This is a genomic window from Pantoea sp. JGM49 (assembly GCF_018257655.1).
In the GTDB taxonomy this organism is placed as follows: Bacteria; Pseudomonadota; Gammaproteobacteria; order Enterobacterales; family Enterobacteriaceae; genus Pantoea; species Pantoea communis.
Map to the genome: position 1 here is coordinate 45653 of NZ_JAERJM010000012.1, position 14854 is coordinate 60506.

Annotated in this window: 12 protein-coding genes; 3 read left to right on the forward strand and 9 right to left on the reverse strand. The window is 53.9% G+C overall.

Annotated elements, in window-relative coordinates; genetic code table 11:
* Nucleotides 1-3: 3 nt before the first annotated feature.
* On the forward strand, nucleotides 4-288 hold the full coding sequence (locus JK231_RS19255) for a YciI family protein (protein WP_038645154.1): 285 nt from the start codon (nucleotides 4-6) through the stop codon (nucleotides 286-288).
* Between the two features lie 100 nt (nucleotides 289-388).
* Here the strand turns inward: JK231_RS19255 and JK231_RS19260 are convergent, their stop codons facing one another.
* From JK231_RS19260 to cysJ, 3 genes are read right to left on the reverse strand one after another with little or no spacing between them, the layout of a single operon-like run.
* Nucleotides 389-1123 (reverse strand): phosphoadenylyl-sulfate reductase, encoded by a 735-nt coding sequence (locus JK231_RS19260; protein ID WP_097117963.1) that lies wholly within the window; start codon nucleotides 1121-1123, stop codon nucleotides 389-391.
* A complete protein-coding gene (gene cysI / locus JK231_RS19265; protein WP_034823019.1) occupies nucleotides 1120-2844 on the reverse strand; it encodes an assimilatory sulfite reductase (NADPH) hemoprotein subunit in 1725 nt (574 codons plus the stop codon). The genes JK231_RS19260 and cysI overlap by 4 nt, the downstream gene beginning before the upstream one ends.
* Nucleotides 2844-4649 carry an NADPH-dependent assimilatory sulfite reductase flavoprotein subunit gene (gene cysJ / locus JK231_RS19270; protein ID WP_211729264.1) on the reverse strand — a complete coding sequence of 602 codons (1806 nt, stop codon included), beginning with the start codon at nucleotides 4647-4649 and terminating at the stop codon, nucleotides 2844-2846. Before cysJ ends, cysI begins: the two co-directional genes overlap by 1 nt.
* A gap of 294 nt (nucleotides 4650-4943) precedes the next feature.
* On the opposite strand from cysJ, the gene queD reads away from it, so the two are divergent.
* Both queD and JK231_RS19280 read left to right on the forward strand, forming a co-directional pair.
* Nucleotides 4944-5306, forward strand: coding sequence for a 6-carboxytetrahydropterin synthase QueD (gene queD, locus JK231_RS19275; protein ID WP_176505758.1), 363 nt, complete (start codon nucleotides 4944-4946; stop codon nucleotides 5304-5306).
* Between the two features lie 129 nt (nucleotides 5307-5435).
* Nucleotides 5436-6035 (forward strand): inorganic diphosphatase, encoded by a 600-nt coding sequence (locus JK231_RS19280; protein WP_211729265.1) that lies wholly within the window; start codon nucleotides 5436-5438, stop codon nucleotides 6033-6035.
* A 142-nt stretch (nucleotides 6036-6177) separates the two neighbouring features.
* Here the strand turns inward: JK231_RS19280 and queE are convergent, their stop codons facing one another.
* From queE to rlmD, 6 genes are all read right to left on the reverse strand, one after another.
* On the reverse strand, nucleotides 6178-6852 hold the full coding sequence (gene queE, locus JK231_RS19285) for a 7-carboxy-7-deazaguanine synthase QueE (RefSeq protein WP_097117966.1): 675 nt from the start codon (nucleotides 6850-6852) through the stop codon (nucleotides 6178-6180).
* 149 nt (nucleotides 6853-7001) lie between these two features.
* Nucleotides 7002-8297 (reverse strand): phosphopyruvate hydratase, encoded by a 1296-nt coding sequence (eno, locus tag JK231_RS19290; RefSeq protein WP_034823037.1) that lies wholly within the window; start codon nucleotides 8295-8297, stop codon nucleotides 7002-7004.
* 77 nt (nucleotides 8298-8374) lie between these two features.
* Complete coding sequence (pyrG, locus tag JK231_RS19295) at nucleotides 8375-10012, reverse strand: glutamine hydrolyzing CTP synthase (protein ID WP_034823046.1); 1638 nt, start codon at nucleotides 10010-10012, stop codon at nucleotides 8375-8377.
* A 249-nt stretch (nucleotides 10013-10261) separates the two neighbouring features.
* A complete protein-coding gene (mazG, locus tag JK231_RS19300) occupies nucleotides 10262-11053 on the reverse strand; it encodes a nucleoside triphosphate pyrophosphohydrolase (protein WP_160833107.1) in 792 nt (263 codons plus the stop codon).
* A gap of 151 nt (nucleotides 11054-11204) precedes the next feature.
* Nucleotides 11205-13439: a GTP diphosphokinase gene (gene relA, locus JK231_RS19305; RefSeq protein WP_034823050.1), complete on the reverse strand. Its 2235-nt coding sequence runs from the start codon at nucleotides 13437-13439 to the stop codon at nucleotides 11205-11207.
* 32 nt (nucleotides 13440-13471) lie between these two features.
* Entirely contained in the window at nucleotides 13472-14788 is a 1317-nt protein-coding gene (rlmD, locus tag JK231_RS19310) for a 23S rRNA (uracil(1939)-C(5))-methyltransferase RlmD (RefSeq protein WP_211729266.1), read from the reverse strand.
* Between the last annotated feature and the right edge of the window lie 66 nt (nucleotides 14789-14854).

Consider the following 14854-nt stretch of genomic DNA (forward strand, 5'->3'; position numbering starts at 1 on the left):
GCGATGTACGTGGTGTATCTGAACTATTTCCGTCCGGCAGAAGAAGCCGATGCGCTGCTGGCGCCGCACATTGAGTGGCTGGATCGTTACTTTGACAGCGGTGACTTCATTGCCGCAGGCCGTAAAGATCCGCGCACTGGCGGTATGGTGCTGGTGAAGGAGATGGATCGCGCCCGTTTGGATACTATCCTCGCGGAAGATCCCTTTGTCGCGGTGGCGCATTATGACGTGACCAAAGTGAACGTGACGCGTGCAGCGGAGGCGTTTGAAGGGTTAAAAGGGATTTAAAGGACAATTGGGAAGCGGCACGATTTATCGTGCACCTGCCAGCGTTAGAGGCGCTGCAGGGAGGCACGATAAATCACGCCGCAACCCTTTTAATGATGCATCAACCTTCGTGCAATCCACACTCGCGCTTCAGGCCAAAGAAGCGTGTCTCTTCTTCTGCCATGCCCGGTTCCCACTTTTTGGTGGTGTGCGTATCGCCCACTGACAAATAGCCCTCATCCCACAGCGGATGATACTTAAGGCCATGTTGTTTCAGGTACTGGTGCACCTGACGGTTATCCCAGTCAATGATCGGCAGAATCTTGAACACACCGCGCTGTACCGCCAGCACAGGCAAACTGGCGCGGCTGCCTGACTGGTCACGGCGTAGACCCGCAAACCAGGTCTGCGCACCCAGGGTTTGCAGCGCGCGATTCATCGGTTCGACCTTGTTGATTTGGTTGTACTGCTCAATCCCCTCGACGCCCTGCTCCCACAGCTTGCCGTAGCGCGCTTCCTGCCATGCTGGAGAGGTCTCAGCACGGAAGATTTGCAGATTGAGATTGAGCTTCTCGGTCAGCTCATCAATAAAGCGATAAGTTTCCGGGAACAGATAGCCGGTATCGGTCAGGATCACCGGCGTATCCGGTTTCTGCTGCGTCACCATATGCAGCAGAACCGCCGCCTGAATACCAAAGCTGGATGACAGCACAAACGCGCCTGGCATGTTTTCCAGCGCCCAGCTCACGCGTTGCTCAGCGGAGAGTTTCTCCAGCTGCACGTTGCTTTCGGCCAGTGCCATGATGCGATCGACTTTGCTGCCACTATTCAGTGCTGCGAGATCAAGTACCGTCATACTGCCTCCGAGTCCCAAAAATCACGGGCGGGATCCACCACGGCTTTGATGATGCCAGCGCGAATCACGAAGTCACCGAAGCCTTCATCGGCCTGGCGCTCGGTTGCCCAGCGCGCCACCAGCTCATCGATGCTGGCCAGAATTTCGCCTTCGTTGATGTTCTCGCGGTACATACGCGGAATGCGCGTACCCATGCGGTTGCCGCCAATGTGTAAGTTGTAGCGGCCTGGTGCTTTACCCACCAGACCTAACTCCGCCAGCAAAGCACGGCCACAGCCGTTTGGGCAACCGGTAACGCGTAGCACGATGTGCTCTTCACCGACGCCGTGCTTATGCATGATCTCTTCAACCTTGGTGACAAACGAAGGCAGGAAGCGCTCGGCTTCGGCCATCGCTAATGGGCAGGTGGGGAAGGCCACGCAGGCCATGGAGTTTTCACGCTGTGGCGTCACCGCTTCCATCAAACCGTGTTCACGGGCGATAGCTTCGATCTGCGCTTTTTGCTTCTCCGGCACGCCCGCCACGATCAGATTCTGGTTTGCGGTGAGACGGAAATCGCCTTGGTGGATTTTGGCAATTTCAGCGATGCCGCGTTTCAACGGACGGCCTGGATAATCCAGCAGACGGCCGTTTTCAATAAACAGCGTCAGGTGCCATTTCTTATCAATGCCTTTCACCCAGCCCACGCGATCGCCACGGGTCGTGAACGCATAAGGACGAATCGGTTCAAACGTCAGGCCTGCACGCTTTTCCACTTCCGCTTTAAAGGTTTCAACGCCAACACGCTCCAGCGTGTATTTGGTTTTGGCGTTTTTACGATCGGTACGGTTACCCCAGTCGCGCTGGGTGGTCACTACCGCAGCCGCCACATCAAGGATCTTCTCTACCGGCAGGAAGCCAAACTCACTCGCAGTACGCGCATAAGTCGCTTTATTACCGTGGTCGATCGACAACCCACCGCCAACCAACAGGTTAAAGCCAATCAGCTTGCCGTTCTCCGCAATGGCGATAAAGTTCAGGTCATTCGCATGCAGGTCGACATCGTTATGCGGTGGCACCACCACGGTAGTTTTGAACTTACGCGGCAGATAGGTTTCGCCCAGAATTGGTTCTTTATCCGTTGTGGCAACCTTCTCTTTATCCCACCAAATCTCAGCGTATGCGCGGGTTTGCGGCAGCAGGTGCTCGGAGAGCTTTTTCGCCCACTCGTAGGCTTCCTGATGCAGTTCCGACTCGACTGGATTCGAAGTGCACAACACGTTACGGTTCACGTCGTTGGCGGTGGCCAGCGCGTCGAGACCCACTTCATGCAGCATCTGGTGCGTCGGCTTCACGTTCTTTTTCAGAATGCCGTGGAACTGGAAGGTCTGACGGTTAGTCAGACGGATGCTGCCGTAAATGGTTTTATCGGTGGCGAACTTATCAATCGCCAGCCATTGCGTTGGCGTGATAATCCCGCCCGGCAGACGGCAACGCAGCATCATCGCGTGGCGCGGTTCCAGTTTCTGCGCCGCCCGCTCCGCACGAATATCGCGGTCGTCCTGCTGGTACATGCCGTGGAAACGGATCAGCAGGAAATTATCGCCACTGAAGCCGCCGGTCAGGCCATCATCGAGATCCTCGAGAATGGTGCCGCGCAGGTAGTTACTCTGTTTTTTCAGACGCTCGGCGTCGGTCAGCTTGCCTTCAACGACCAGCGGTCCAGGATGTTTTTCGCTCATTAGTAAACGTCTCGCTGATAACGGCGCTCAATGCGCAGCTCACTTAAAAATTCGTCAGCCGTTTCACGATCCATGCCGCCGTGTTCGACCACCACATCCAGTAATGCCTGCTCAACGTCTTTCGCCATGCGATTAGCGTCGCCGCAGACGTAAAGGTGCGCGCCTTCTTCAATCCAGCGCCACACTTCCGCCCCTTTGGCGCGGATTTTATCTTGTACGTATATTTTCTCAGCCTGGTCACGTGACCACGCTAAATCAATGTTGGTCAGCAAGCCGTCTTTGACGTATTTCTGCCATTCCACCTGATAGAGGAAATCATCGGTGAAGTGCGGATTACCAAAGAACAGCCAGTTTTTACCGCCTGCTCCGTCGTTATCACGCTGCTGCATAAAGGAGCGGAACGGCGCGATACCGGTGCCTGGGCCGACCATGATCACTGGCGTTTCCGGGTTAGCCGGCAAGCGGAAGTTGTCGTTGTGTTCGATGAACACGCGGATGTCGCCGTCTTCTTCGATGCGATCCGCCAGCCAGGTTGACGCACCGCCGCCGCGCTGACGACCATCAATCTCATAACGCACCGCACCGACAGTAATATGTACTTCGGTATCCGTTTCCGCTTGCGATGAAGCAATCGAATAAAGGCGCGGTGTTAAAGGACGCAACAGGCCAGTGAGCTGTTCTGCATTGAGTTCAGTCGGTGCCTGACGCACCATATCGACAATCGGGAAGCTCTGCGCATAGCTCTGTAATTTCGGCTTATCACCCGACAGCGCCAGCAGCGCATCATTGCGTGACAGCGCAGCATACTGTTCAACGATTTGCGGCGTGTTCACCGTCAACTCATAATGCTTTTGCAAGGCTTCTGCGAGCGGCAGGTTTTCACCGTTAACATCAACCGGCTCATCGCCCTTCAGCCACACCAGTTGCAGCAGTTCCTGTACCAGTTCCGCGTCGTTTTCAAACCACACGCCCAGCGCATCGCCGGGCTGATAGCGCAGACCAGAATCGCCCAGATCGATTTCGATATGGCGAACATCTTTATCCGAATCGCGACCGGTGATTTTTTGATTAGCGGCAAAGCTGGCGGTCAGTGGCGCTTCTTTGGTGTATGGGCTGCTGTGGATGTCGTTCACCACGCCAGAAGCCGTCACAGCCGCGACCACTGAGGATTCACTCGGCACGCGTGCTTTTAGAATCTCGGTCAGCTGTTGACGCCAGGCCGTAGCCTGCTCTTTGTACTCCACGTCGGCATCAACACGATCCAGCAGACGTTCTGCGCCCAGTTCCGCCAGACGCTCATCAAAGTCTTTACCGGCTTTGCTGAAAAATTCGTAAGAGGTATCGCCGAGGCCGAACACCGCAAACGCGGAGCCAGTCGCAAATTTCGGCGCCTTCTTCGACAGCAGGAATTTGTGCAGCGCCACGGCTTCTTCCGGTGGCTCACCTTCACCTTGCGTCGAAGTGACAACAACCAGTAATTTCTCCTGACCGATTTGCTTAAACTTGTAGTCACCGGCGTTCACCAGATTGACGCTCAGTTTGGCGGCCAGCAGATCATCGCGCAGCTGTTCCGCCAGACGACGAGCATTACCGGTTTGTGACGCGGAAATCAGCGTGATGGTTGGCACTTCGGCCTGCACCGGTGCAGGTGCAGCAACGGCGCCCGGCGTCTGATTGACCATGCCCCAGAAGTAGCCGGAAAGCCAGGCCATCTGCGTGGTGTTGAAATCCGTGGTCGCTGCCTGTAAGCGCGCGAGTTGCTCCGGATTAAGCGGGAGCATTGAACCTGGTGCCTGAGTCGTCATCGCGTTAAAAATTCCAGTGTCTGAAGTCCGGACCGATAAATGGCGGAAGAGTGGGTAGGTTACCGGGCTGTATATTAACGATTAAATACGCCTTCGACATAATTAATAACCAAAATGACTAAGTGGTTTTTCGGGTAATGTTAATCGGCAAAAGTGGTAAATAAAGTCGCCTTTATTCAATACGTTAATCAACATGTTGCGGTATAGGCGTGCGCAAAATGCCCTTTTCATCGTAAGCGGGTGCGAAAAATCTGTGATTCAGGTAGAATTCGGCGGTTTTTAAGTCTGAGAGCCATTATGTCTACCACGCTGTTTAAAGAGTTCCAGTTCGAATCTGCCCACCGTCTGCCGCATGTGCCTGAAGGGCATAAATGTGGTCGTCTGCATGGCCATTCGTTCCTGGTGCGATTAGAAATTACCGGTGAAGTGGATGCGCATACCGGTTGGGTCATGGATTTTGCCGAACTGAAGGCGGCGTTTATGCCGATTTATGATCGTCTCGATCATCACTATCTGAATGATATTCCAGGCCTGGAAAATCCAACCAGCGAAGTGCTGGCAAAATGGATTTGGGATCAGATGAAACCGATCCTGCCAGAACTGAGTGCAGTGATGATCAAGGAAACCTGTACCGCAGGTTGTACTTATAAAGGTTAATCACTGTTGACGGGCTGCCGCTGTGCAGCCTGACTTTCAGCTATACGCTTCTTTACGTTCACTTCATCTCCCTGTCATCCGCCCCCTCTACGTTGTTGTCTCCTTCATTAAAGATCAAGAGAATCAACAATGAACTTCGTTAAACGCCTTTCTGTTATTGCTTTGCTGGTTTCCGCCTCTGCCGCCGTTCAGGCGCAAAACGTACTGGATTTTCCGCAGCCTGAAAAAGTACCGGATGAGTTCTATGCCGTGACTGAAATTCCGGCGGGCAGCATGATCAAATATGAAACCGATGCAAAAACCGGTTTTATCGTGGCTGACCGTTTCCAGTCGATGCCGGTTGCCTATCCCGCAAACTACGGCTCACTGACCCAGTCACTGGGCGGTGATGGCGATCCGCTGGATGTGATCTTCTACACCCGCGCGCCACTGCAACCGGGCACACTGATCAAACTGCGCCCGATTGGCGTGCTGAAAATGATTGATGGTGGCGAAGTGGACGACAAGATTGTTGCGGTACCAACCAGCAAAATCGACCCAACCTATGACGACATCAAAGAGATGAAAGACTTGCCGAAAATGGAGCAGGAACGTCTGGAAGCCTTCTTCCGCGTGTATAAGCAGTTGCCAGATGGCCGTAAGAAAGTTGAGCTGAATGGTTTTGAAGATGCGGCGAAAGCTAAGGCTGAGATCAAACAGGCCTTCGACGCGTATAAAGCAAAGCAATAAAACCTAAGCATGCGTCGGCGGGGTAATGGAAAAAGTCGCTATCCATATCGTTTAGCCGGTGCGGTAATGAACAGGGTCGCCATCAATGGCGACCCTTCAAACAGGTTTGAGTCAGGTGCCGCAGGGATGCACACCTGATGAATCAGGCGATATTCAGATACTTATGTGTCTGCATCGAAAGGCGCCAGTTACGCGCAATGCAGGTCTCAATGCACAGTTTGGTGGCGGCATCGCCACGACTGATCGGTTGCAGCGCCACAATGCGCTTCTTATCATCATCATGCAGACCCGCCAGCAGCACATCTAACGCTTCGACATCACGCTCACGCGCCACCGGATGTTTAATCTCATCCGCACGCTGCAACGCCTGCGGCAGCACATCGTAACCGCCGCGCATATTGACCTTCGGTGAAACCGTCACCCAGGTGCTGTCAGAACAGTGCACTTCATGTGTACCGCTGGTCTCAATCTGGCACTCAAATCCGGCCGCTTCCAACGCCTCGGTCAACGGGCGCAAATCAAAAATAGCCGGTTCACCGCCGGTGATCACCACATGGCGCGCGGTCCAGCCCTGACGTTGAATGGTCTCGATCAGCATTGCTGCATCGGCACTGCCCCAGGCGTCACTCTCCACGGTTTTCACCAGAATGTCGCCCAGCGAGGTCTCCCGATCGGCCAGTTTTTCCCACGTATGCTTGGTATCACACCAGCTACAGCCCACCGGACATCCTTGTAAGCGGATGAACAGCGCCGGAACACCGGTGTAAAATCCTTCGCCCTGCAGGGTCTGGAACATTTCGTTAATCGGGTAGAACATTTTTTACTCACGTCTTAAATTCGAGGCGCAGATTATGGCAGATTTTCACCATCGGTTCACAGCTGCTTCGTGCCAAAAAAACAAAAGCCCCGCACGAGGCGGGGCTTTATCAGCGATGATGCGGCCCATCGGGACACATCAACAGAGCCTTACTGGCCTTTAACTTCTTTCAGACCGTTGAACGGAGCTTTGTCGCCCAGCGCTTCTTCGATACGAATCAGCTGGTTGTACTTAGCAACACGGTCAGAACGGCTCATAGAACCGGTTTTGATCTGGCCAGCAGCAGTACCGACCGCCAGGTCAGCGATGGTCGCATCTTCAGTTTCACCTGAACGGTGTGAAATCACCGCGGTGTAACCTGCATCTTTTGCCATCTTGATTGCAGCCAGAGTTTCGGTCAGAGAACCGATCTGGTTGAATTTGATCAGGATGGAGTTAGCGATACCTTTATCGATACCTTCTTTCAGGATCTTGGTGTTGGTCACGAACAGGTCGTCACCTACCAGCTGAATTTTGTCGCCCAGTACTTTGGTCTGGTAAGCGAAGCCCGCCCAGTCAGACTCGTCCAGACCGTCTTCGATAGAGACGATTGGGTACTGTTTGGTCAGGTCTTCCAGGAAGTGCGTGAACTCTTCAGAGGTGAAAGCTTTGTTGCCTTCGCCAGCCAGCACATATTTGCCGTCTTTGTAGAATTCAGACGCTGCACAGTCCATCGCCAGGGTGATGTCTTTGCCCAGCTCGTAGCCTGCTGCTTTCACCGCTTCAGCGATAACAGCCAGCGCTTCGGCGTTAGAACCCAGGTTAGGCGCATAGCCACCTTCGTCACCGACCGCAGTGCTCATGCCTTTGGCTTTCAGCACTTTTGCCAGGTTGTGGAAAACTTCAGAACCCATACGAATGGCTTCTTTCACGTTTTTCGCGCCAACAGGCTGGATCATGAATTCCTGGATATCAACGTTGTTATCCGCGTGCTCACCACCGTTGATGATGTTCATCATCGGCAGTGGCATAGAGAATTTGCCTGGGGTGCCGTTCAGTTCAGCGATGTGCGCGTACAGTGGCAGGCCTTTAGAAGCCGCAGCCGCTTTAGCCGCAGCCAGCGAAACCGCCAGAATGGCGTTAGCGCCGAAGTTGGATTTGTTCTCAGTACCGTCCAGCTCGATCATGATCTTATCGATGTTCGCCTGGTCTTTGGCATCTTTACCGGTTACCGCTGCAGCGATAGGACCGTTAACAGCGGCAACCGCTTTGGTCACGCCTTTGCCCAGGAAACGAGATTTGTCACCGTCACGCAGCTCCAGTGCTTCGCGAGAACCGGTTGAAGCACCTGATGGCGCTGCAGCCAGACCAACGAAACCGCCTTCCAGATGCACTTCTGCTTCTACAGTCGGGTTGCCACGGGAGTCGATGATTTCGCGACCGATGACTTTTACGATTTTGGACATTCGATTTTCCTCAGTACAAGTTAGTCAATCCTAAGACAAACAACGCGCGAAAAGTTCGCGCGCTGTTCGTTAAACTCTTACTTCGCTAACCGCTTCTGGTGCTCCTGCGCGGCTTTAACAAAGCCAGCGAACAGCGGATGACCATCACGCGGGGTCGACGTGAATTCCGGGTGGAACTGACAAGCTACAAACCACGGATGGTTCGGGAGTTCGATGATCTCCACCAGCTGGTCGTCGCCGGAACGGCCCGCAATATGCAGACCCGCCGCTTCAATCGGCTTCAACAGCAGATTGTTCACTTCATAACGATGACGGTGACGTTCAGTAATCACGTCAGAACCGTATAGCTGGCGCACTTTACTTTCCGGCGTCAGCTGGCACTGCTGGCTACCCAGACGCATGGTGCCGCCCAGATCGCTCTGCTCAGTGCGTTGCTCAACGTTGCCTTCTTCATCACGCCATTCAGTGATCAGCGCGACCACTGGGTACTTACAGTCTGGCACAAATTCCGTTGAGTTGGCGTCTGCCATCCCGGCCACGTTGCGTGCGAATTCCATCAACGCAACCTGCATACCCAGGCAGATACCGAGGTAAGGGATGTTGTTCTCACGCGCGTATTGCGCCGTGAGCATTTTGCCTTCCACACCACGGTAGCCGAAGCCGCCCGGGATCAGGATAGCATCCAGATCTTTCAGAATTTCGACACCGCGAGATTCCACATCCTGCGAATCGATCAGCTTGATGTTCACGGTTACACGATTTTTCAGGCCACCGTGCTTCAGTGCTTCAATCACTGACTTGTACGCATCTGGCAGTTCGACATATTTGCCGACCATACCGATGGTCACTTCGCCACCCGGATTGGCTTCTTCATAGATAACCTGTTCCCATTCGGCCAGGTTCGCTTCCGGTGCGCTCAGATTGAAACGCTTACAGATATAGTCATCCAGACCCTGTGATTTCAACAGGCCAGGAATCTTGTAGATGGAATCCACATCTTTCAGGGAAATAACCGCTTTCTCTGGCACGTTACAGAACAGGGCGATCTTCGCACGTTCATTGGCCGGCACAGCGCGGTCAGAACGGCAGATCAGCACATCAGGCTGGATACCGATCGACAGCAGCTCTTTCACTGAATGCTGGGTTGGCTTGGTTTTCACTTCGCCTGCAGCCGCCATATACGGCACCAAAGTCAGGTGCATATACATGGTGTGTTCACGGCCCACATCAACCGCCATCTGGCGAATCGCTTCGAGGAACGGCAGGGATTCAATATCACCTACGGTACCGCCGATTTCCACCAGTACGACATCATGACCTTCGCCGCCTTCGATAATACGTTCTTTAATGGCGTTGGTGATGTGTGGGATAACCTGAATCGTGGCACCCAGATAGTCACCGCGACGTTCTTTGCGCAGCACTTCTGAGTAGATACGACCGGTCGTAAAGTTGTTGCGGCGCGACATTTTGGTACGGATGAAGCGCTCGTAGTGACCCAAGTCCAGATCGGTTTCGGCCCCATCATCGGTAACAAACACTTCACCGTGCTGCGTTGGGCTCATGGTACCCGGATCGACGTTAATGTACGGATCGAGTTTCATGATGGTCACATTCAGACCACGTGCTTCAAGGATGGCTGCGAGGGAGGCTGCGGCAATGCCTTTGCCCAGAGAGGATACGACCCCGCCGGTCACAAAAATATAATTCGTTGTCATGCTGAACCTGAGAGTTTAGGTTTAAAGACGGTGGAATAACCAAGACGGGAAAATAGTATACCCGAAGTCGTCCTCAGCCACAATTGATGAATCACATCACCCCCCCGCATTGCAGCCGATAACATAGCGAATAGACGAGGGTGAAATGTTGACGTGCGTCACAAAGTTGCCGCTTGGCTGAATCGAGTAAGCTCAAGCGGACAATTTATGCGCAATGCAGGAATAATCGACAATTTGAAGAATAACCGCTTAGTCTTTGTTCTCACTGCATTTCACCTGCTGCCAGGCGGCTTCCATTTGATCCAGGGTCGCATCCTGCATCGCCAGTCCCTGCACGCTGATGATGGATTCAACCTGACGGAAGCGACGCTCAAATTTATCATTGGCTTTTTGTAAGGCGATTTCGGCTTTGCTGCCCAGATGGCGCGAAAGGTTGACGGTGGCAAACAGCAAATCGCCAATCTCCTCTTCCAGCTTGTCATTGTCGACCACCGCCTGCTGCGCTTCGTGCATCACTTCATCGATCTCTTCATGCACTTTATCCAGCACTGGCCCCAGGTTGTTCCAGTCGAATCCCACCGTGCTACAGCGCTTCTGGATTTTGTAAGCACGCATCAGTGCAGGCAAGGCTTTAGGAATGTCATCCAGCACCGAATGCTGTGACTTCTCTGCGCGCTCGCTGTGTTTGATCGCTTCCCAGTTTTTCAGTACTTCCTGCGTGGTGTCGGCCTGCACATCACCAAAGATGTGCGGATGACGGCGCTCCAGCTTGTCGCTAATCGCATTGCAGATGTCATCGAAGTTGAAACGCTGTTGCTCATCGGCCATTTGCGCGTAAAACACCACCTGAAACAGCAGATCGCCGAGTTCACCGCGCAGGTCATCAAAGTCCTCGCGCTGAATCGCGTCGATCACTTCGTAGGTCTCTTCCAGCGTGTAAGGGGCGATGGAGGCGAAGGTCTGCTGACGATCCCACGGGCAGCCACGTTTCGGGTCGCGCAAGGTTTGCATGATGGTGAGCAGACGATTCAGGGCTGTCATGGGGAAATCCTTAGGGGTTAAAATGGAAAAGGTCGCCAAAATGGCGACCCTGAGGCGCACCGAAATCTGGTCGACGCGCAGAGCAACCTGGACGTGCCATTTCGGGCGTACAGTAAATGCCAGGCTGCCCTTTCATGGCGGCCTGGCCACATCAGTTCAGACGGCGTGCGTCGATGATATCCGGCACCTGATTAAGACGCGCCAGCACGCGACCCAGCACCTGCTGGTTGTAGATTTCGATATCCATATCAATGGTTGCCAACTGCTTTTTGGTGTCGCTGCGGCTGGAAACGCCCAGCACGTTAACCTTCTCATTCGCCAGAATGGTAGTGATATCGCGCAGTAACCCGCTGCGATCGTTGGCGGTGACGCGTACCACCAGCGAATAGCCGCTCGAATAATCTTCGCCCCACACCGCATCGACAATACGTTCCGGCGCATGGGAGATCAGTTCGCTTAACTGGTCACAGTCGGCTCGGTGAATGGAAATACCGCGCCCCTGGGTGATAAAGCCCACGATATCGTCACCCGGGATCGGCTGGCAGCAGCGCGCAATGTGGTGCAGCAGATTGCCCACGCCTTCCACCACCACGCGTCCACTTTCTCTGCGCGCAGATGAAGGCTGATGTGATTTTTGCGTCAGCTGGCGCAGCGCTTCACGATCTTCCTCTTCCGCACTCGGCTTATTGAGTTTGGCCTGCAGGAAGTTGACCATCTGATTGAGGCGAATATCGCCGCCGCCAATCATCGCCAACAGCTCATCCTGCGAGCTGACGTTATAACGCGGCAGCAGAATTTTTTCTGCATCGCGGAAACTGATATCCAGCTGGCTCAACTCGCTTTCAAGAATCTGGCGGCCAGCCAGAATGTTCTTGTCGCGATCTTGTTTGCGGAACCAGGCGTGAATTTTTGAACGGCCACGGCTGGTGGTGATATAGCCAAGGTTCGGGTTCAGCCAGTCGCGGCTCGGGTTCGGCTGCTTCTGGGTAATCACCTCAATCTGATCGCCCATCTGCAATTGATAGGTGAACGGCACAATGCGACCGCTGATTTTGGCACCAATGCAGCGATGTCCGATATCACTGTGAATGTGATAAGCGAAGTCCAGCGGTGTTGAGCCAGATGGCAGATCGACCACGTCGCCTTTCGGGGTAAACACGTACACCCGATCGTCAAATACCTGACTGCGCACCTCTTCCAGCATCTCGCCGGAATCCGCCATCTCTTCCTGCCAGGTAATCAGCTTACGCAGCCACGCAATGCGTTCCTCGTGCCCTGCCGCACCGCGCGCGTTACTGGAAGTCGGGCCTTCTTTGTACTTCCAGTGCGCGGCCACGCCCAACTCCGCATCTTCATGCATCTGGCGAGTACGAATCTGGATCTCTACCGTCTTGCCCTGCGGACCGAGCACCACCGTGTGAATGGATTGATAACCGTTGGGTTTTGGATTGGCAACGTAGTCGTCGAACTCGCTGGGAAGATGGCGATACAGTGTGTGCACGGTGCCTAACGCGCCGTAGCAATCCTGCAAACGTTCTGCCACGATGCGCACCGCGCGCACATCGAACAACTCATCAAACGCCAGCGACTTTTTCTGCATCTTGCGCCAGATGCTGTAGATATGTTTCGGGCGGCCATAGACTTCAGCACGCACGCCCTCCTTCTGCATCTCTGCACGTAAGTTACTCACGAAATTATCAATGTAACCTTCGCGGTCAATACGTCGTTCATGCAGCAGTTTGGCGATGCGTTTGTACTCATCGGGGTGCAGATAGCGGAAGCAGTAATCTTCCAGCTCCCATTTGAGCTGACCGATACCCAGACGATTGGCTAACGGCGCATAGATGTTGGTGCTCTCTTTGGCGGCGAGAACACGTTCGTCTTCTGGTGCATCCTTCATTTCACGCAGGTGGGCAATACGCTCTGCCAGCTTGATAACCACGCAGCGGAAATCTTCCACCATCGCCAGCAGCATGCGGCGCACGTTATCCACCTGCTCGGAGGCCATAGAATCATTGTGGATGGCTTTCAGCTGGCGGATCGCGTCCATATCGCGCACACCATGTACCAGCGAGACAATGCCTTTGCCGAACGACTTTTCCAGCTCTTCTTCACTGACCACATCCGCGTTGGCCAGCGGGAACAGTAAGGCCGCGCGCAGGCTATCGTTGTCCATACTGAGCATGGTGAGTATTTCCACCATCTCAATACCGCGCCACAGCAGCAGAGCCTGATCTGGATGGTTGTGCGTTTCGGTTTCACAGTAGCGCCAGGTGTCCGCCAATCGCTGACAGGATTGCGGATTATTGATATTTAAACTGGCGATCCACTGGTCAAGGGCAAACTCCCCTTCCGTATTTAAATGCGCACTTCTAACCGCAACCATATCCTCTCCTGCCATAACGACGAAAACGCCGCTTATGCTTTGCTAAACAGCACCATGGACTCGAGATGACTGGTATGTGGGAACATATCCAGCATCGCGACCCTTTCCAAATGGTAGCCCGCCGACAGTAATGCCTGACTGTCGCGCGCAAGTGTTGTTGGGTTACAGGAAACATAGACCACGCGTTGCGGCGCAAGTTTAACGATATGCGACATCACACCCGCGGCCCCAGCACGTGCTGGATCCAGTAACACCTTGTTAAATCCCTGCGCTGCCCAAGGCTGGTGGGCAACGTCTTCCTCCAGGTTGTGCTGGAAAAAGCGGACATTTTTAAGATTATTCAGCTCAGCATTATACGCTGCCTGGTGGACTAATGCTGCAACACCCTCCACACCCACAGCATTTTGTACGAACTTTCCTACAGGCAAAGTGAAATTACCCATACCGCAAAACAGATCCAGCACCCGATCTTCGGGCTGTAAATCGAGCCATTCAATGGCTTTTGTCACCATCTGCTGATTCACGCCATCATTCACCTGGATGAAATCCTGCGGGCTGAAAGTCAGTTTCAAATCAAACGATTGGTAGAAAGGTGCGTAATCCCCCAGCGGCTGCAAATGCTCGCTGCCGTCCGCCAGATACAACATCAGCTGATGCTCATGCGAAAAGCGTTCCAGTTTTACATGATCGCCTGCGGACAATGCATCAAGATGACGCAGCACCATCACCGGGCCATTATCTGCCAGCACTAACTCGACATGCCCCAGTCGCCGTGCGGCCTGTAAGCTGCTAAGACACTGGTGCAACGGCTGCAGTAACGCTTCAAGCTCGGGCACCAAAATGGGGCATTGAGTTAACTCAACCAAATCGTTGCTGGCCGCCTGGCGGAACCCCATTTGTAAACGCTGCTGTTTAGGCTGCCATTGCAGTCCCAGACGGGCGCGACGGCGATAGCCCCAAGTGTTGCCGCTGATGATCTCATTCACCTGCACCGGCAAAGGCGCATCCCGGCTCAACATTCGGCTCAGCGCACGTGCTTTACTGTCCTCCTGTAACGCGATCGCGGCATGCTGTTGCTGGCAGCCACCACACACGCCAAAGTGCACACAGCGCGGTTTTTCCCGCTGTGCGCTTGGCTGCATAATCTTTTTGGCTTTGGCCCGCGAGAACTGACGTTTATCTTCCACGACCATAACTTCGGCCTGTTCACCCGGCAGTGCGCCGCTGACAAACATCGCTTTGCCATTATGGCGCGCAACACCTTGTCCAAAGGGGTCAAGGTCTTCGATAGTGACGGTAATACGCTGCTTTGTCGCCACACGCTGTTTTGCGGAGTAAAATTGCGCCATAGTGTTGTGAATTCTCTAAATTAATGGGGTGTGCCATCGCAAGCGGATTGTGCACAGGGATATCAA